The sequence below is a fragment of the Paraburkholderia nodosa genome, from assembly GCF_001718195.1.
Lineage (GTDB): Bacteria > Pseudomonadota > Gammaproteobacteria > Burkholderiales > Burkholderiaceae > Paraburkholderia > Paraburkholderia nodosa_A.
Genome location: NZ_MCNV01000015.1, coordinates 1 through 17,479, shown reverse-complemented (window position 1 = coordinate 17,479; position 17,479 = coordinate 1). Strand labels below are relative to the sequence as shown.

The 17,479-nt window shown below is 64.1% G+C and carries 19 protein-coding genes and 1 pseudogene; 12 read left to right on the top strand and 8 right to left on the bottom strand.

Annotation, left to right across the window (positions count from 1 at the left end; genetic code table 11):
- The first annotated feature begins 5 nt into the window (after positions 1 to 5).
- The 8 genes from BFD71_RS23605 to BFD71_RS23570 all read left to right on the top strand — a co-directional run bounded on the left by BFD71_RS23605 (position 6) and on the right by BFD71_RS23570 (position 6,214).
- The gene (locus BFD71_RS23605; protein ID WP_069266742.1) at positions 6 to 1,244 is read left to right on the top strand and encodes a CaiB/BaiF CoA transferase family protein; all 1,239 of its coding nucleotides are present in this window, start codon (positions 6 to 8) and stop codon (positions 1,242 to 1,244) included.
- 43 nt (positions 1,245 to 1,287) lie between these two features.
- Positions 1,288 to 2,286, top strand: coding sequence for a protocatechuate 3,4-dioxygenase (locus BFD71_RS23600; RefSeq protein ID WP_069266741.1), 999 nt, complete (start codon positions 1,288 to 1,290; stop codon positions 2,284 to 2,286).
- Positions 2,287 to 2,326: 40 nt separating this feature from the next.
- A complete protein-coding gene (locus BFD71_RS23595) occupies positions 2,327 to 2,980 on the top strand; it encodes an RraA family protein (protein WP_069266740.1) in 654 nt (217 codons plus the stop codon).
- Positions 2,981 to 3,016: 36 nt separating this feature from the next.
- Complete coding sequence (locus tag BFD71_RS23590; RefSeq protein WP_069266739.1) at positions 3,017 to 3,685, top strand: RraA family protein; 669 nt, start codon at positions 3,017 to 3,019, stop codon at positions 3,683 to 3,685.
- On the top strand, positions 3,682 to 4,344 hold the full coding sequence (locus BFD71_RS23585; RefSeq protein ID WP_069266738.1) for a 4-carboxy-4-hydroxy-2-oxoadipate aldolase/oxaloacetate decarboxylase: 663 nt from the start codon (positions 3,682 to 3,684) through the stop codon (positions 4,342 to 4,344). The genes BFD71_RS23590 and BFD71_RS23585 overlap by 4 nt, the downstream gene beginning before the upstream one ends.
- A gap of 8 nt (positions 4,345 to 4,352) precedes the next feature.
- Complete coding sequence (locus tag BFD71_RS23580) at positions 4,353 to 5,129, top strand: enoyl-CoA hydratase/isomerase family protein (protein WP_069266737.1); 777 nt, start codon at positions 4,353 to 4,355, stop codon at positions 5,127 to 5,129.
- A 57-nt stretch (positions 5,130 to 5,186) separates the two neighbouring features.
- Positions 5,187 to 5,603: a PaaI family thioesterase gene (locus BFD71_RS23575; RefSeq protein WP_069266736.1), complete on the top strand. Its 417-nt coding sequence runs from the start codon at positions 5,187 to 5,189 to the stop codon at positions 5,601 to 5,603.
- A gap of 71 nt (positions 5,604 to 5,674) precedes the next feature.
- Complete coding sequence (locus tag BFD71_RS23570; RefSeq protein ID WP_069266735.1) at positions 5,675 to 6,214, top strand: cache domain-containing protein; 540 nt, start codon at positions 5,675 to 5,677, stop codon at positions 6,212 to 6,214.
- A gap of 75 nt (positions 6,215 to 6,289) precedes the next feature.
- Here the strand turns inward: BFD71_RS23570 and BFD71_RS23565 are convergent, their stop codons facing one another.
- The 3 genes from BFD71_RS23565 to BFD71_RS23555 all read right to left on the bottom strand — a co-directional run bounded on the left by BFD71_RS23565 (position 6,290) and on the right by BFD71_RS23555 (position 8,991).
- A complete protein-coding gene (locus BFD71_RS23565; protein ID WP_069266734.1) occupies positions 6,290 to 7,264 on the bottom strand; it encodes a hypothetical protein in 975 nt (324 codons plus the stop codon).
- A gap of 162 nt (positions 7,265 to 7,426) precedes the next feature.
- A complete protein-coding gene (locus tag BFD71_RS23560; protein ID WP_069266733.1) occupies positions 7,427 to 8,398 on the bottom strand; it encodes an alpha/beta hydrolase in 972 nt (323 codons plus the stop codon).
- 119 nt (positions 8,399 to 8,517) lie between these two features.
- Positions 8,518 to 8,991, bottom strand: a complete 474-nt coding sequence (locus BFD71_RS23555) for a hypothetical protein (protein WP_083245430.1) — start codon at positions 8,989 to 8,991, stop codon at positions 8,518 to 8,520.
- Here BFD71_RS23555 and BFD71_RS23550 point away from each other — a divergent pair.
- A complete protein-coding gene (locus BFD71_RS23550; protein WP_141710779.1) occupies positions 8,970 to 9,566 on the top strand; it encodes a hypothetical protein in 597 nt (198 codons plus the stop codon). The genes BFD71_RS23555 and BFD71_RS23550 overlap by 22 nt on opposite strands.
- Positions 9,567 to 9,584: 18 nt before the next feature.
- Here the strand turns inward: BFD71_RS23550 and flhC are convergent, their stop codons facing one another.
- Entirely contained in the window at positions 9,585 to 10,295 is a 711-nt protein-coding gene (gene flhC / locus BFD71_RS23545) for a flagellar transcriptional regulator FlhC (RefSeq protein ID WP_069266731.1), read from the bottom strand.
- Between the two features lie 430 nt (positions 10,296 to 10,725).
- Here flhC and BFD71_RS23540 point away from each other — a divergent pair, with 430 nt between their 5' ends.
- Entirely contained in the window at positions 10,726 to 11,658 is a 933-nt protein-coding gene (locus BFD71_RS23540; RefSeq protein WP_083245429.1) for a tyrosine-protein phosphatase, read from the top strand.
- Between the two features lie 39 nt (positions 11,659 to 11,697).
- Here the strand turns inward: BFD71_RS23540 and BFD71_RS23535 are convergent, their stop codons facing one another.
- The 3 genes from BFD71_RS23535 to BFD71_RS23525 form a co-directional block, all read right to left on the bottom strand.
- Positions 11,698 to 13,011 (bottom strand): ATP-binding protein, encoded by a 1,314-nt coding sequence (locus BFD71_RS23535; protein ID WP_069266730.1) that lies wholly within the window; start codon positions 13,009 to 13,011, stop codon positions 11,698 to 11,700.
- A gap of 4 nt (positions 13,012 to 13,015) precedes the next feature.
- Positions 13,016 to 13,783 carry a response regulator gene (locus BFD71_RS23530; RefSeq protein WP_069266729.1) on the bottom strand — a complete coding sequence of 256 codons (768 nt, stop codon included), beginning with the start codon at positions 13,781 to 13,783 and terminating at the stop codon, positions 13,016 to 13,018.
- Positions 13,784 to 13,861: 78 nt separating this feature from the next.
- On the bottom strand, positions 13,862 to 14,779 hold the full coding sequence (locus tag BFD71_RS23525; RefSeq protein ID WP_141710778.1) for a lysozyme inhibitor LprI family protein: 918 nt from the start codon (positions 14,777 to 14,779) through the stop codon (positions 13,862 to 13,864).
- 480 nt (positions 14,780 to 15,259) lie between these two features.
- Here BFD71_RS23525 and BFD71_RS23520 point away from each other — a divergent pair, with 480 nt between their 5' ends.
- Both BFD71_RS23520 and BFD71_RS23515 read left to right on the top strand, forming a co-directional pair.
- The gene (locus tag BFD71_RS23520) at positions 15,260 to 15,811 is read left to right on the top strand and encodes a hypothetical protein (RefSeq protein ID WP_069266878.1); all 552 of its coding nucleotides are present in this window, start codon (positions 15,260 to 15,262) and stop codon (positions 15,809 to 15,811) included.
- A gap of 85 nt (positions 15,812 to 15,896) precedes the next feature.
- Complete coding sequence (locus tag BFD71_RS23515; protein ID WP_069266727.1) at positions 15,897 to 16,715, top strand: response regulator; 819 nt, start codon at positions 15,897 to 15,899, stop codon at positions 16,713 to 16,715.
- Positions 16,716 to 17,244: 529 nt separating this feature from the next.
- Here BFD71_RS23515 and BFD71_RS23510 read toward each other — a convergent pair.
- Positions 17,245 to 17,479 (bottom strand): annotated as a pseudogene (locus BFD71_RS23510) (IS481 family transposase); the annotation flags it as partial.

The following is a 17,479-nucleotide window of genomic DNA, read 5'->3' as shown; positions in this document are numbered from 1 at the left end:
CGCCCATGAGCGCAGAAAACAAGGACACCCAGCACGACCAGGGTGCGGCCACCGCCCGTAAAGGCGCGCTGTCACGCTTCACGATCATCGACGCCTCGCGGGTGCGAGCGGGCCCGACCGCCATGCGTCTTTTCGCGGACATGGGCGCACGCGTCATCAAGCTCGAAATCCCGCCCGGAGCGCTAGGTGGCGACGACATGATCGGCGGCCGCGACCACAATCGCGCCGATTATGAAAACCTGCATCGCAACAAGGAAAGCCTCACGCTGAACATGAAGGACCCCGCGGGCCGCGGGATTCTCCGCGAGCTGGTACGCCGCGCCGACGTGTTCATCGAAAACTTCCGCCCCGACGTGAAGGACCGCCTCGGCATTGGCCCGGACGCGCTGCGAGCGATCAATCCGCGCCTCGTCTACGCGAGCATCTCGGGCTTCGGCCAGGACGGTCCCTATGCGAACTGGCCGGGTTTCGATTCGATCGCGCAGGGCATGGGCGGCCTCATGAGCGTGACGGGCAAGCCGGGCGAAGGCCCGATGCGCGTGGGCATCCCAATCGCGGACCTGTGCGCGGGCCACTTCTGCGCGATGGCGATTCTCACCGCGCTACTGGAGCGTGACGCGTCGGGCGAAGGCCAGTGGGTGCAAACCTCGCTGCTGGAGGCACAGCTCGCAATGCTCGATTTTCAGGCCGCACAGTGGCTCGTGGACAAAAAGGTGCCGCAGCAGGTAGGCAACGAGCATCCGCTCACGGTGCCGACCGGCGTGTTCGAAACGAAGGACGGTTACCTGAATCTCGCTGCCATCGGCCAGACGATGTGGACACGGTTGTGCGAGGCGCTCGGCCTCGAACATCTGGCGCGCGCCGCGGGCTTCGATTCCGATCCGGCGCGCGTGGCCAACCGCGACGCCGTGAACCGCGCTGTGGGCGAAGTCTTCAAGACTCGGACGACGAAAGAATGGACTGCAGTGCTGATTAAATCGGGCGTGCCTTGCGGCCCGATTCACCGCATCGACGAGGTGTTCGAGGACCCGCAGGTCAAGCATCTCGGCATGGCGTGGCCGGTCGAGTTGCCGGGCAAAGGCGAGGTCGCCTTTGTGGGCCAGCCGTTCCGGCTCTCGCGCTATCCGCGCGAAGCGTCGCCGCGGCTTGCGCCCGAGCAGGGCGAGCATACGCAGGCCATCTTGCGCGAACTCGGTTACGCGGACGAACAGATCGAACAATGGCGCGCGGCATTCGTGGTCTGAGCGCGCGCCGGCAAAGCAATAACGCACAGGAGAAGGAGACGAAATGGCACGTTTGGTAGCGGCATTCGGCTCGTCGCACAGCATCATGCTGGTGTCGCAGCGCGAAGACTGGCAGCACGGCTTTCGCGCGGTGGACCCGAAGAATCCGCATTACTACGACAAGGCGGGCAATCACGTTACGTACGGCGACCTGCTGGAACGCGCACCGGCCGACGCCGAGGCGATGGTCACGCCCGAGCGCATGGGCGAGCGCTACGACCGGTCGGAAGCGGCGATGGATGAATTGCGTGAGCGTATTCGCGCAGCCCGGCTCGATGTGCTGATCGTGGTGGGTGACGATCAGACCGAGTTGTTTCGTACCACGAATAACCCGGCATTCGCCATCTACTATGGCGAGACCATCCGCAACGCAAAGCGCGAGACGAGCCCGAACGACAGTTGGTACGCCCGCGCCCGCACCATGCGCCAGGAGCCGGATGCCGACGTGCACTATCCCGTCAAGTCGGAGATGGCACGCTGGATGATTCGTGAACTCTGCGAGCGCGACTTCGACATGGCGGCGATGGACGGTCTGGAGCGCGGCCAGTACGAGGGCCACGCGTTCTCGTTCATTCACCGCCGCTATCTGCAGGGCCTCGACTTGCCTGTCATTCCGGTGATCGTCAATACCTTCGATCCGCCGAACCAGCCCACGCCGCGCCGCTGCATTCAGCTTGGCGCCGCGCTGCGCGAGCTGATCGAGGCATACCCCGAAGACCTGAGGGTGGGCGTGCTCGCGTCGGGCGGCCTCTCGCACTTCGTGGTGGACGAGGCGCTCGACAACGGCATTATCGAAGCGATCCACCGCAAGGACAGCGCGTGGCTTGCCGCGCTCGATCCGAAGCAGCTACAGGCGGGTAGTTCGGAAATCCGCAACTGGATCATCGCGGTCGAGGCGGTCAAGTCGCTCGACCTCGAATGGGTTTCGTACACGCCGGGCTATCGCAGCCCCGCGCTCACCGGCACGGGTCTTTGCTTCGCCGCGTGGCGCACGCTGGACTGATCCGCTTCATTTGCGCAAGACCTTCACGGAAGACTAGAACATGGCTGACCAAAATGTACAGCGCCTGCGGCGGCTCGACTGCTGCGCCGTCTCGGACGCGCTCGACAAACTCAAACTGACCGGCGTGGTGAGCGGGTTGCCGCAGCGCTCGGGCCAGGGCCGCATTGCGGGCCGCGCGATCACCGTCAAGCTCGGCACCGGTGACGCGCCGCCCGGACCGCCCGTGCACCTCGGATGTACCGCAATCGAACAGGCCGACGCCGACAACGTGATCGTGGTCGAGCAGCGCAGCGGCGTGGAAGCCGGCTGCTGGGGCGGCCTGCTCTCGCTCGCCGCGAAGGTGCGCCAGGTCGCCGGCGTCGTGGCCGACGGGCCCGTGCGCGATATCGACGAGGCCATCGGCTACGAATTGCCCGTGTTCAGCCGCGCCACCACGGCGCGCACGGCACGCGGCCGCGTGGTCGAAAAGGGCACCAATGTGCCGGTTCAGATCGGCGAGGTGCAGGTGGAGGCAGGCGACTACGTCGTGGCCGACAACAGCGCCGTGATCTTCATTCGCGCTGCCGATATCGGCCTCGTGCTGGACACCGCGGAGACGATTGTGGCGAAGGAGGCCGCGATGGCAAAAGCGATTCTTGCAGGCGTCCCAGTCGGCAGGGTCATGGGCGGCAACTACGAACACATGCTCGCCTGAGCGCATATTCACAATTCACGCAAGCGATCCAGAACCATGACGACGAACGACAGCCGCAACGTGGAGCGCGCCGGCAAGCTCGACACCGCCACGCTCTCCGACGCGCTCGACAAGCTCGGCATCAACGGCCAGTGCTACAAGATCAAGGCGCGCAGCACGGACTTCCGCCTCGCGGGACGCGCATGGACGCTCAAGTACGGTCCCGCCGCCAACCCGCCGGGCACGGTGGGCGACTATATCGACGACGTCCCGGAAGGCGCGGTCATCGTGCTCGATAACGGCGGACGCGAAGATGCGACCGTGTGGGGCGACATTCTCACCGAGATCGCGCATCGCCGTGGCATTGCGGGCACTGTGATCAACGGCATCTGCCGCGACGTTTCGCTGTGCCTGAAGCTCGGTTATCCGGTGTTCAGCCGCGATCACTGGATGCGCACCGGCAAGGACCGCGTGCAGGTCGAGGCGACCAATATTCCCGTCAACATGGGCGAGGCGCGCGTGCAGCCCGGTGACATCCTGCGCGGCGACGCCGATGGCGTGCTCGCGATTCCGCGCGAGCACGAAGACGCTGTCCTCGATGCCGCGGAGGCGATCCATCATGCCGAGGAAGCGATTCGAGAGGCGTGCCGCGGCGGTATGCGTCTGGACGAAGCGCGCAAGCAGTTCAAGTACCACCAGTTGCAAACGCGGGAGCAAAAGGTATGAAAGAACACGATTCGGCAACCACTATCCGCACTTCAATCGAACGCGTCGAGGCACGCGTGGTCGACGCGGCCCGCCAGGTGCCCGCAGCCACGCTGCACGAAGCCGGCGGCAAGATCGGCGCGCTGCCCGCTGCGATCAAGCCTGTCTCGCCTGGCTTCAGGATCTGCGGCACGGCAGTCACCGTGCATTCGCCGGGCGGCGACAACCTCTGGCTGCACCGCGCCATTCTGCTTGCTCAGCCGGGCGACGTGCTGGTGGTCTACACGAACGGCGTGTACGAACACGGCTACTGGGGCGAGGTGATGACGACAGCCGCGAAGGTGCGCGGTCTTGCGGGGCTCGTGATTGACGGCGCGGTGCGCGACGCCGACCTGCTGGAGTCGATCGGCTTCCCGGTGTTCTCGCGCGGGCTGTCCATTCGCGGCACGGGCAAGGACTTTGGCGCGATCGGCTGGATCAACGAGCCGGTGATGATCGGAAACGTCACGGTTTGTGCGGGCGACCTGATCGTCGGCGACCGCGACGGTGTGGTGGCCGTTCCGCGTGCCCGCGCGGCAGAAGTGGTGGAGAAGGGCGTGCAGCGCGAAGCCGACGAAGCCGCGATCTGCAAGCGCATCGAGGGAGGCGAAACTACCATGCAGATCTACAACTTCCACTGAGGCTGACGATGACCTCGAAACCCGCTCATTCAGCAGGTCAGGCGCCGGAACTCACCGTCGCCGGGAAGATCGCGACCATCACGCTGCGCCGCCCCGAGATGGCGAACCGCCTCGAATTCGAAGACCTCGCCACATTGCGCGGTTTCATTCGCGAAGTGAACGCGCAACGCGAGGTGCTCGTGCTGCGGCTGTGCGCCGAAGGCAAGCACTTTTGCGCCGGGTTCGACATTGGCAGCGTGGCCGACGAGAACGCGGGGGCGAGTTTCGAGGCGCTCGCCAACGAACTCGAAGAGGCGCGGCCTGTGACGATCGCCGCGATCAACGGCGGCGTTTATGGCGGTGCGACCGATCTGGCGCTCGCGTGTGACTTCCGCGTCGGCGTCGAAAGCAGCCAGATGTTCGTGCCTGCGGCCCGGCTCGGCCTGCTGTTCTATCGCGGTGGTTTGCGGCGCTACGTGTCGCGGCTCGGACTGAACGTGGCGAAGAAGCTGCTGTTGTGCGCCACGACCCTCGATGCCGGACAGATGCGGGCTTGCGGTTTTCTCGACACAGTCGTTGCGCGTGCAATGTTATTCGACGAAGTCGAGCGCCTGAGCGGCGAACTGGCGGCAATGGCGCCGCTCGCTCTGCTGGGTATGAAGAAGCACCTGAATCGGATCGCGAGTGGCACGCTCGACGAAGACGAATTCCAGCGCGACGTGAAAGAAGCGGATGCCTCGCGCGATCTATGCGAAGGTTCGCTCGCCTGGAAGGAGAAACGAAAGCCGGTATTTCGCGGCGAGTGAGCCGCGAGCGGCAAAACACGAGCACCCCCGCGAAGCTATACGAAAAGGACGGCATTCATGGAAATCGAAGATAACCCGGCTCTCGCGCGTCTGTACGGCGTGAACGGCGCACCGCCGATCACGACCACGCTGGGCGCCACGTTTCTCTCGCTGAGCGACAATGCGCTCGAGGCCGAGTACGAGGGCGCCCTGTCGTTTCGCAACCCGGCGGGGCAAGTGCAGGGCGGCATGCTGTGTGCCATGCTCGACGACGTGACGGCAACGCTGGTTACCTCCACGCTCGCCGAAGGCGAGCACTGCGCGACGCTCAGCCTGAACACTTCATTCCTGAGGGCCGCAAGGCCCGGGAAGCTGACCGGCCGCGCAAACCTCGTGCGCAGGGGGCGCGGCGTATGCAACGTGCACGGCGAACTCTGGCAGGAAGACAAGCTCATCGCCACGGCAACGGCAGTGTGCATGATCGTCGCACGGTAAGTGCCGCCGCGCGCGGGGCAGGGTGGCGCTTTGTTGAGTCTGATTCGTTATCCTTATAAAAAAATACAAACATGACGTTGAATCGCAAGCTCCTGTCGATGATCGCCGTGCTGTGGATCGGCCTCGTATTGATCGGCGGCTTTGGTGCATGGCAAATGCGCTCGACCATGCTGGACGACCGGCGTGATCAGTTGAAATCGCTCGTGCAGCAGGCCGAAACGCTCGTCAAGCACTACCACCGCCTCGCACAGCAAGGGGTGCTCAGCGACTCCGACGCACGCAAGCAGGCGCTCGCCGCGCTAGCGGGGCTGCGCTACGGCAAGGACGGCTATTTCGCGGTCATCGACTCGCATCTCGTGATCGTGATGAACCCGTTCCTGCAGCAAATGACCGGCAAGGACGTGAGCCGCATGATGGACGGGGCCGGTCAGCCGCTGTTCCCGAAGCTCGTGGCCGCGGGCAACCAGCCAGGTGGTGGCTTTGCCGACTATGTTGGCCGCAAGAACGCAGCACTGGTCGAAGAAGCCGCGGCTGCTGCGCACTCGTTGCGCGATCAGGCCGCGAGCTTGCGCGAGGCGATTGCGCGCTTCGTGCTGCCTGCACAAGGATAGGCAGCATGACTGTAGCCATCCGGGTGGCGGCCGATGTGTTCGCGACTGAACCGATGTCACTGCCTGCGGGGCGGATCAGTGATGCCAGAAGAGGGGCTCCTGGCGAGAGCGGCTGTCGCCTGCCTGCGCATACTGGCTTTCCCCTGGCCATGTACGGCGATTGCGCTTGCCGGCGGCCGGCTGGTGCTCGGTGCCGGCGAGCGTGAGCAGGTGCCTCGCTTCGCGGCTCGATGCGTCTACTTCCACCGCATGCCCCGCGTCTTGCCGCACACAAGCCCATTGGCGCTCGTGCTCGCATTGCCGCGCCTCGCCGATCAACGCGTCGCGCTGCTGCTCGCGCGTGACGAGTTCGGCCTGCATCTGCTGCGCTTCAGGGTTGCCGGGCTCGACGGCGAGCGCACTCGTGAGCGCCCTGCGTGCGGGCCAGAGGTTGTTCTTGTCGAGACTCAGACGCGCGCTGGCCAGATTGCTCGCGACCTCGGGATGCGCACTCGCATAGCGCGGCGCGGCGAGCGGATGCGAGACCGCCGGCGTATTCCGCTGGGCAACGCGGCGCTGCGCCGCGTTCGCATGCGGCAGGACGGCGGGTGGCCGATTAGTCACTGCGGCGACACTGCGGCTGCTGCCGTGAGTGCCCCGCGTGCCCTTCGACCCGCTCACGGCCCCCTGGACCACCTGTACGCCGAGCTTCGGCTCCCATTCGCCGCGATGCAGGAACGCGTAGCCGGTGAGCGCGATCGCGAGCGCGCCGAGACCCGCCCAGGCATAGCGCGGCAACCGCTTACGCTCGGCGACGTGTTCCTCGTCGATCGAAGGGTACTCGCCGTCGTAGGGCCGATTGGCGCCAAGGGCCAGGTTTGCACGCAGGCGCTCGGCTACCCCGTGCGCGCGTTCGTCCGGCAAGCCTTCGTCAGCGCCTGCGATGCGCGCGGCAGCGGCCTGTTGATTCGCTCCGCATTGGGGGCAGAGTGCAAGCGGCGCATTGAACCTGGTCCCACAGTAGGGGCATTCCGACGGATCGGAGTCGTCGTGACCAGGGGTGTTGAGCATGGGAGGAGCGCGCTTTCGCTTCGATTGACGAATTGCCGCAAAACCGGTGCCTGATGTACGCACTCACTTGAATATGGGCCACTTCGCCGCGGAGATCAATCGGCGGATTCCGCCAGTTTGGCGGATACGGACAGGCGAAACGGCGGCGAGGGCGCCTTTGCCTTATCCCTTCACGCAGCCGATGACCGTGGCGATTGCAGTGGCATCCAGCGTCAAGCCGATGTGCCCCACGCCGGGTACGATCGTGACCGGCACGTGTGCGCCCGCTTCCTCGAACGCCGCCGCGTATTCGCTGGCGTGAAAAACCTCGTCGTCGGCGCCGGCCAGCACGTGCACCGGCTGCCGCGCGCCGCGTATGTCCGCGCGGTAGTCGTCGTGCGGGCGGAAATTCTGCATCAGGTTGAACGAATACTGCGGCGTGACCTCGTCTCGGACCTCGGGCGCGAGCGCATAGGCGATCGTCGGCAGATGATTGAAGACGCGGATGCGCAAGCCGTTAAGCATAGCGAGCACGATGAGGCGAGGTATGCCGACCGAGACCCAGCCGCCGACCTCGTTGCGCGTGGTGCGCGCCTTGTGGTGCAGGAAGGGTGCGAGCAGCACGTAACGCTCGAACAGGCGCTGACGTGTACCGCCCGCAAAGCGCAGCGCAAAGCCGCCGCCGGACGAGAAGCCGATCAGCGTCCTGGGCAGCGCTGCCAGCTCGCCCGGCAGTGCGGCGAGCAGATCTTCGAGATCGTCTTCCAACTGACCGATGTAGGCAATCGTGCCCTTGCGCCCCGATTCACCGTGGCCACGCATATCGGGCACGCAGGCCGCGTAGCCCGCGGCGGCGAACTGGCGCGCAAGCGGGTGGAGACTCGCGCTGCTTGCCGACGATCCATGGATGAGCACGACACACGCTTGTGGCGCGCCCGCCTGCGGCAGGTAGGCACGCCAGGCGAGCGACGCACCGTCTCGCGCCGGATAACGGCGCACCGCAGGAAGGTCGGAAAAGTCGACTTCCTTGAACGGCGCGTTGATCGATTCGAGCGGCTCGGGCTGCCTCGGGCCGCCCTTGGCGAGCGCGACGGCCGCGGCGGCGATGGCAGCGAGCGGAACGGCTTGCGAAGCGGCAAAGGCGCTGAGAGCCACGGGTGGACCTCGTGTACGTTATGGGTTGATGGTCTTGCCGGCAGTGATGATAGCCGACTTGCCGCCCATATCATCGGGTCTCCGAAACATTATGCGCTCCGGATTGCGACGCAGCGCGCTCAGATAAACAGCGAAATGATGCCGCCCAGTGTGATGCCCGCCGCGATCCAGCGCCCAAGCGTATAGGTGTGGTTCGGGTCGGCGGGCGCGTCGGGACGCTCGAGGCCTAGCGCGCCATAGACGAGCGACTTCACGGGCTGCGCGTTGCCCGGCGTCGATGTCGTGTCGGTTGCGTCGCTAGTGTCGGTGGCATCGCCGGTATCGCTCGTGTCGCTCGCATCAGTTGTATCGGTTGCATCGCTCGTGTCGGCCGCTGCGTCGCCGCTGTCCGCGCTATCGTCGGTCCATGCAGCCGCATAGCCTTGCGGCGAAATCTGCACGGCCTCGTCCTGCGATGTGGACGGCGCGACATTCGTCGATGCGTGGCTCGACTGCGTGCCGTCCTGTTCTGCCTGGTCTGAAGCCGCGCCCGCACGGAGTGTGCTCGTGTTGGCGCTACCGTTGGCGAACTGTGTCGCCGCCCCGATTTGCATGGTCGACTCCTTTCGACTTTCTTATGCCTGCAATAATCGCAGGTCCAGCGCTGAAGCGACTCACGAATAACGCCGAAAAATTCGCGATATTCCGCGGCCAATTCTTTTGCAGAGCCTGCGACAATATCGGTATCCGTAACGTCGTGCGCGTATTACCGCGCGACGTCTGCGTGATCCTCCCCACCCGCAAGAAGAAGCACGCCTCGACGTCGAATGTGGATGAAGTCTCTGCGCCTCACAAATCCGTTCACGTTCGCGAAGAGGCGAGCTTGAAGCGCCCGTCACGCCGCGAGATTTTCGAGGCGCTTTATCGCACGCACTATCTGCAAGTCCACACGCGCCTGCCCGATGCGCTCGAGCGCGATCAAAACGACGATTATTCGCAAAGCGGCGCGCAGATCGCGTGGGAGATCTGGCAGGCCGCGCACTCGCACGCCATCGAGCTTGCGGCGCAGCAATGCGAGCGTCGTCAGAATCAGCACGCTCATCAGGATCACAAAGCAATCTGCCGGATTTGTGCGTGCGATATTCGCGCTCTGCAGACGGATGCAGAGCGCGACGAGGATGTGACGTAAGGAACGTGCCGCTTTAACCTAGACGGGGACGGAAGCGACGAGGCGCAGGCGGTTCGCGGAACGCTTTGGATCGAGGGCGCGCGTGACTTCGGCGAGCGTGTCGCGCATGGTTTCGCGCATGGTGCCCGAAAGTTCGCCCAGTGCTGCTGCGGCGCGGCCCCGCGTGGCGGAGGCGGCTGCCGGGGCATCGGATTCCGTCGTGCGGCTCGCGCGTGCGGCACGCGTCATGCCGGCGCGCGCGGGCGGCATGCAAATGCAGCAGGCGGTGGGCTTGTGTGCGTCGCGCACGTGGCGCACGAAGCGGCCGTGGCAAACGGTGCAGCTCGACAGCGTGAGCAGGCCGCCTTCGAAGAAGCGCAGCAGCGTCCATGCCCGCGTGAAGCTCAGCACGCGCTCGGTTTCGGCGCTCTCGCAATGCTCGAGATAAAGGCGGTATGCACGCGTGAGGGCATCGAGCCGGCTGCATTTCGCTCTATCCGTAAGAAACAGATAGATGTTGTAGAAGAGCGACGCATGAATGTTCGGCAGCCATGTGAAATACCAGTCTGCCGAAAACGGCAACATGCCCTTGGGCGGCGAAGCATTCTTGAGTTCCCGATAAAGCCTGATCAAACGATTGCGCGAAAGCGTCAGTTCTTTTTCGAGCACAGGCATGCGTGCGCCCAGCTGGATCAGCTCGATTGCGCGCAGCACTTCACGCGCTTCTTCGGTCACACTGCCTTTGTACATGACGTGGTACTCCCAGGGGCAGCCGACGACCGCCACGGTGGTCCAGGCGAATGCCTGAATTCACGGGCGATTATAAAAGCGCGACAAAGAGCGTCAAGGATAATATTTGGAAAGAATCTGGAATATCTATAAAGAAAATGGCCTGTGCAGCCGATATTCAGGTGTGGATTGAAATGAGAAATAACCGCGCATTACCACGGTAATTACCTGTTCGGTGTGAATAGAAAGGTACGGTAAGAATATAAGTACAAACCGGCGGAAAATATCAGTGCGCAATGCACCATGGATCGGAAAAAATTATTACCGCGTTTTGCGCTTTTACCTTTTCAGGCGCATCTGCCGGTAAACTGCGGCCTTTCCGAACGCATGCGACGTGCGACGTTGCAGCGGCCCGCGCGAACTGCGGGTTCCCTACATAAGCTGCCAACCGATGAATTTGTCTTTCTCCGCCTACACTTCTTCGTTCGCGCAGGCGCGTAAGCGTTTGCCTGTGGCCGCGACCGGCAACTTCAACCGCAGTGGCGGCGGCGCGCTCGACAACCCGCCGCGCCGCGCGCTGCTCAAGGGCACGGTGAGCCTGCTCGCGCTGAGCGGTTGCGCGAGCACGTTGTTGAGTGCGTGCGGCGGCGAATACACGGGAGGCGACGGCGCGCAGGATGCGCCCACGCCGGTGATCGGCTCCGTCGCGAACTTCCGTGATCTGGGCGGCGCTGCGCCTGGCTACTCGACGAGCGACGGCGCGCACGTGCGCCGCGCCTTGATTTACCGCTCCGACGCGCTCACGCCGAGCGCCGCCGACGCCGCGACGCTCGAGCGCATGGCGCTGTCCAACATCTACGATCTGCGCACGCCTGCTGAGATCGACGCGGCGCCCGACGTAACGCCCAGCACCGCCAGTTACCTCGCGCTGAATGTGCTGGGCACGCTCGAGCCGCCGTCGTTCGGGGGCATGCTGGCCGGCGAACTCGATGCGGCGATGCAAATGCATTGGCGCACGCTCGTGACAGGCCGCACGCAATGCTCGATCTACGGCGCGCTGCTCGAACACATCGCGGACGCACCGGGGCCGCTGCTAATCACGGGTGGCACAGGCGTGGACGTGGCGGGCTGGGCGTGCGCCCTGTTGCTGCTGATCGCAAACGTGCCGCTCGAAATCATCGTGAAGGATTTCATGCTGACCGATGCGTGGCGCTCGACGGGTGTGGATTCGACCAATCTCACGCCGCCCGTGCAGGCCAGCTATCTGCAGGCCGCGTTCGACGCGGTGCAGGGCAGCTACGGCGACCTCAACCGGTATCTCACCGCGGGTCTCGGCCTTGCGTCTGACACGGTGAATCGTCTGCGCGGCCGGCTCGTGGTCTGAGCGGCGCGCAGCGCTGAATCAACAGGTAATCCGAGCGGGCTACACAGCGGAGCGTGCATCGGCCGGCAGCGCGATACGCACGCGCAGCCCGCCTTCGGGGTGATTGGTCAGCTCGCAGCGGCCACCCTGATTGCGCGTGAGGCGCGTCACGATGGCGAGACCCAGCCCGCAATGGCCTTCGCCGCCGCGCGCTTCGTCAAGGCGTACGAAGGGTTTGAGCGCTGCGGCCACGCGCTCGGGCGGGATGCCGGGGCCATGATCGCGCACTTCGATGATCCACTGCGTGCCTTCGCGGCGCGTGGCGATTTCCACGGGCGGCACGCCGTGTTGGAGCGCATTGTCGACGAGATTCGACACGAGCCGGTCGAGCAGCGTGCGCGGCAGCCTGAACGCCGAGCCCGCGCGCAGATCGAGCCTGAAGAGCGCATCGTCGTCATCGCCTGCATCGGAAAAGAACTGCTCGCGCAGCAGCGCATCGACATCCACCTCGGGACCCGATTCGGGCCGCTGGCGGGCAAATTCCAGGAACTGCTGGACGATATCGTTCAGCGAATCGACTTCGCGGATGAGCTGTTCGCGCTCGCGCTCGGAGCCCATCATGCTTGCACGCAGCTTCAGGCGCGTGAGCGGCGACTTCAGATCGTGGGCGACGCCCGCGAGCATGACGGCCTGATCGTCGTCGGCTTCGTTGAGCTGCTTCATCATGCCGTTGAATGAGCCGATCAGTTCGCGCAATTCGCGCGGCCCGTGCTGCTTGACGGGCGCGGGACGATGGCCGGTGCCGAATGCGCGCGCGGCTTGGGCCACGAGCGAAAGCGGCCGTTGCATCTGCCACATGGCGAGTAGCGCGAGCAGCAGCGAAATGGCGAGCATCGAACCGAACAGCGGCAGCAGGTTTCGCGGTGGCGGCAGATCGACGGGCGCGACGATCCAGGTGGATTGCCCCGCGAAACGCACCCATAGGGCTTCGCGATGGCGCAGGTCGGCGAGAATCTCGGTGCCGGGCGGCAAATCGCGCAGGAGTTGCTTGCGCAAGTCGGCAAGCGGCTCGCGTTTGGGCACTTCGAGCCGTACATCGGCGGGCATGTTCCAGGTGGGCACGAGATGCACGCGCAGGGCTGGCGCGAGGTCCATCTCGTTAGGGGGCATGCTGGGTGCCGCGCTCGTCGCCGTACCGGGCGCCGCGCTGGTTGCCGCGTGCAGCATGAGCAGCAGACCGCGCTCGAAGCCTTCCACTTCGTGGCGGCGCGGCTGCGGCGCGAACACGATGAACCAGCATGCCTGAATGGCGAACAGCAGGAGCGCGGACATCAGCGCCATGCGTCCGAACAGCGTATTCAACGGATTGTTCATGCAATTACGCGTTCAGGCTGCGGCCGCTGTCGTCTGCTGGGGGGTTGCCTGCGTCGCCTTCGATGCCGACCCCGCTCTGCGGCACGAACACGTAGCCTTTGCCTCGCAGGGTCTGCACGTAGCGCGGCTGTGCGGGATTGTCTTCGATCACGCGGCGCAGGCGCCAGACCGGTACATCGAGGCTGCGCTCGTTAAATTCGAGGCCGTCTGCGTGGAGCAGGTCGTGAATCAGCACGCGTGAAAGCACGCGATACGGATGCTCCGTGAAAATCTTCAGGAGGACGAACTCACTGCTGCGCAACGGCACGCGCTTGCCGTCGCGTTCGAGCGTGCGCGCCATGAAATCGAGCTCGAAGTCGCCGAAGCGGTAGCGTTCGCGCGCCACGGGTGCGCCCGCGGGGCCGTTGCCGCGCCTGCGCAGCACGGTCTGGATACGCAGCAGCAATTCCTGCGGATCGAAGGGCTTGGCGACGTAGTCGTCCGCGCCCAGCGTGAGACCCGCAATGCGGTCGCCCACCGCGCCGCGTGCGGAGGCGAAGATCACCGGAATGTTGTCGCCCTGCGCGCGCAAGGCGGCGAGGGCGCGCAAGCCGTCCGTGCGCGGCATCATGACGTCGAGCACGACGACCGATGGCCGCTCGCGTTCCAGCCGAGCGCCGAGATGCGTGCCGTCGTGGAGGACCGAGGCCTCGAAACCATTGGCCCGAAGAAAGCTGGAGAGGAGATCGCGCACGACCGGATCGTCGTCGACGATGAGAACGTGTGGACTCATCGCCGTATTTTATTTGATATCGACAACCGGCAGAACAGCGCGCGACCGCAGATTTCTTCCCGTAGCTTACATGGCGTGTTACTTCATGGCGACGGCGCCTGGCTCGATCGCTGCCTGCGTAGCGTGCGCGGATTCCGTCGACGCGACGGATGCGCAGTTGAGTGCGCTCGCCTGGTCCGCCGGCTTCGTGGCTGCTTCATTGGCCGCGGGGCTCGCGGGCTGTGCGGCCGGCGCGTCGATGGATGCCATGCCTGCCGCTTTGGCGAACGCCGAGTTCGCGCCAGCCATTTTCGCGGTCATCGCCGAAACGTCACCCGTCGGGGCGACATCCTTTTGGGGCAGGCCATGCGCGTGTGCCTGCGCTTGCGCTTGCGCGAGTCGCGTCTGGCGCGCGTCGGCGGCCACGCCGCTCGGCATCTTTTGCAGGTGCAGCGACGCATCGGCTTCGGCACCCGCGACCTTCGCGCCCGCCTTCTTCACACTTTTCGTGCTGTCCGCAGAGGGCGCGGCCGCTGCGCTATCGTCCTTCGGCGCGGGCGGGATGCCGTGCATTTCGAGCACGGCGTCTTGTGCCGACGGGGCGAGGTGCTGGTCGACGACGCCTTCCTTCACGCGGCGCGCGGCAGCCTGCTTGCCATGCTTGAGATCGCCTTCGAGTTCGGCGATGCGGCGGTCGTACCAGTCCGTCACGCACGCCTTGTCCTTGCAGTTGTGCTGGCGCCATTGCCACTGGCTCACGCGGTCGGCTTCGAGCGCGGTGGTGTCGGTGCTCGCGTCGAACGCGCTGCGATAGAGCGCGGCGAGTTTGTCGTCGAGCGCGGAGAGCGTCGGATCGTTGCAGACGAGCCGCTCGGAGGCGGACGCGTTATGCGGGCAGTGAAAGCTTGCAGCGTGCGCGAACGGCGAGCCAGCGAGCGACGCGAACAGCGCGATCGCAGCAGCGTTCAGGCCGCGCTTGAAGAAGTGGGCGCGACGGATTTTCGGTTCTCGGTTCATGGCAGCCATGATGACGTTGAAATAACAGGAGAAAGACAGGAACAGCATGTGGCTCGTCCGGCGTCGCAAAGGCGCGAGGCGCCGCAGTGAGAACCGCAGTGAGAACGATAGCGCGGCGGTGAATCCGCAATGTCTCGCTCAGCGGGGAGAATGCAGGAGCGCTTACGAAACATTACACGCGCAGCCGCCCGCGGTCATGACCGAAGGTCGTTGAGCGCTTGTGGTGCGCGCCTCTGCGTTGAAACGGCGCACACGAGTGCCGTTCAACGCCTTACCAGGCGGGAGGTATTTGAAGAAGTGGAAAGTGGCATTCAACATTGACCGATGTCCCGGCCATCGCGCGCATCGCTTTGCACCGATCATGCGTGGCGAGTCCTGCAGGGAATGTGTCATGTTCCGCGCAGCCCATTAACGCATCGGGTATCCGCTCCCATGCCACATGAAATCGTGTCATACGTCAGCCGTGCGAGGGCGCGCACGGTGAAACTCGGCGCCGCGTGCGCCGCGGCGCTTGCGCTCAACGGCTGTGCATGGACGCTCATCACCGCGGCCGATGCGACCGGCTCCGTGATCCAGGCGGGTTACGCAGTCGCGTCGAATTACTCCTCGCCTAAATTCGTGTCGGGCCGGCCGGTCAATCTCAGTTCGATTTGCATCGAGAACAATCCCATGGTCACGTCGGGAGACTTCGTGCCATCGCTGCAGCTCGTGCTCGCGCAGCGCGGCGTGACTTCGGACGTCTACGGCGCCGGAACCGAGCCGGTGAGTTGCGAAGGACGCCTCGTGTATAACGCATCGATCGAATTCGGCAAGCCGACGTTCAGCGACGAAAGCCGGGCCTATCTTTCGACGATCAATCTGACGATCTTCATGCACAATCATATTGCCGTTACGGGGCGTTACGAAGTGCACGGCCTTGGCACCGACCGCTATTCGAGCGCGGCGGTGAAGCTCAAGGGGCTGTTGGACAGCATGGTGGTCGACCAGACGCAATTGGGCAATTCATTCCAGTCCGCTTCGCGCGACCAGTAAAACGGGTGTCCCACGCGAGGCGTGGGAAAGGATTGGTAAGGCTGCGGGCCTGTACCGGCTCGTTCTCGTCCCTTACGATTTACGCATGGCAAATAATATCTTTCTCGTCGACGACGATCCGGTCGTGCGCGACGTCACGGCCGAATATCTGCAGATGCGCGGCTTTACTGTCACGACGCTGCCTTCCGTGCGCGCGATGCAGGAGCGGCTGCGCTCCGAGCGGCCGCAGGTTGTCGTGCTCGATATCATGATGCCGGAAGTGGATGGCATCAGCGCGCTGCGCGCTTTGCGCGAAAGCGGCGACGACTTGCCGGTCATCATGCTCACCGCGCGTAACGAAGTGATCGACCGCGTGCTGGGCCTCGAATTCGGCGCCGACGACTACGTGGGCAAGCCGTTCGATCCGGGCGAGCTGGTGGCGCGCATTCGTTCAGTGATGCGCCGGCGCAGCATATCGAATCTCACAGGCGCGCCGGAGAGCCGGGAATCGTTTCGCTTCGGCCCTTTTGAACTCGATTTTCGTTCGCGCGAGTTGTATCGCGACGAAGTTCGCATGCCGCTGCGTTCCAGTGAATTCGCGTTTCTCAAGCTATTCGTCAATCACTCGATGACGATTCTTTCGCGTGAGCGCATTATTGAAATCGTGTATGGGGAGGCGGGGCGGTATCGGAACCGCAGTCTCGATGTCGCGATCTGGCGTTTGCGGCGGCTCATTGAAACCGATCCTTCCGAGCCGCGGTATCTTCAGACCGTTTGGGGCCATGGGTATGTGTTTGTGCCGGACGGTGAGGTGGGTTTTGCCGAGCGGTTTGGTGAACATGCTGCTCGGGAGCCGGCCGGTGAAGGCGGCAGTGAATATGCCGATGAGTTTGAAGGTGAAATGCCTGATGATGAGGAGGACTGAGCGGATTTTTTGTGCTTTTCTTTAAACCGTTGGCCTTTTCTTGTTTTCGCGGTGGTATGCATGCGTTGCCCCTGTGCGGGGCAAAGAAAGCCGCTCAAACCGCTAATGTCTGCCACAGTTCACATCGCACCACTAATGGTGAATGGCTCCGGAGCGTCTGTCACCTCGCGCCTTCAAAGGTAGTGACAAGGCGCTCATCCTTCCGGCGGCGCTGCGCGCGCCGAAGGGCATAACCCAACACCAGCGGGGCGCGTGCATTCTCGCGAACCTTGGCAATACCCCTTGGTTTCCCATGCAGACCCGACCGCAGTGCGCGCAGCGAGCAGCGGGATGAATGACTACCTTGTCACTCACTTGGGTGGTGCGAGGCGACAGACGCTCCGGAGCCATTCACCATTAGTGGTGCGATGTGAACCGTGGCAGGCGCTAGCGGTGTGAGCGGCTTTCTTTGCCTACTTTCTTTGCCGCCGTGTATGGACCGGAAACATGGGTAACAGGTGTGCGGGGACATGGGTAACACATGATCCGCTCATTCGGGATGGTCCAGGTTGATGGTTCCGAAATGATGATGCAGGAAAAACAGGTCATAGCGGTTGCCGCTTCCTGCGCTGGGGCGCACCGCAACCGGCAGCTTGTGCAGCGCATTTGAAACCTTGAAACACCGGCACCGGAAACGGAGTTCTCCATTCCACCCCACGCGTACCACCGTGTCGTCGCTGCGATATTCGATCGGCGGCAGTGTCTCCGGATACCGGTGCGCACTG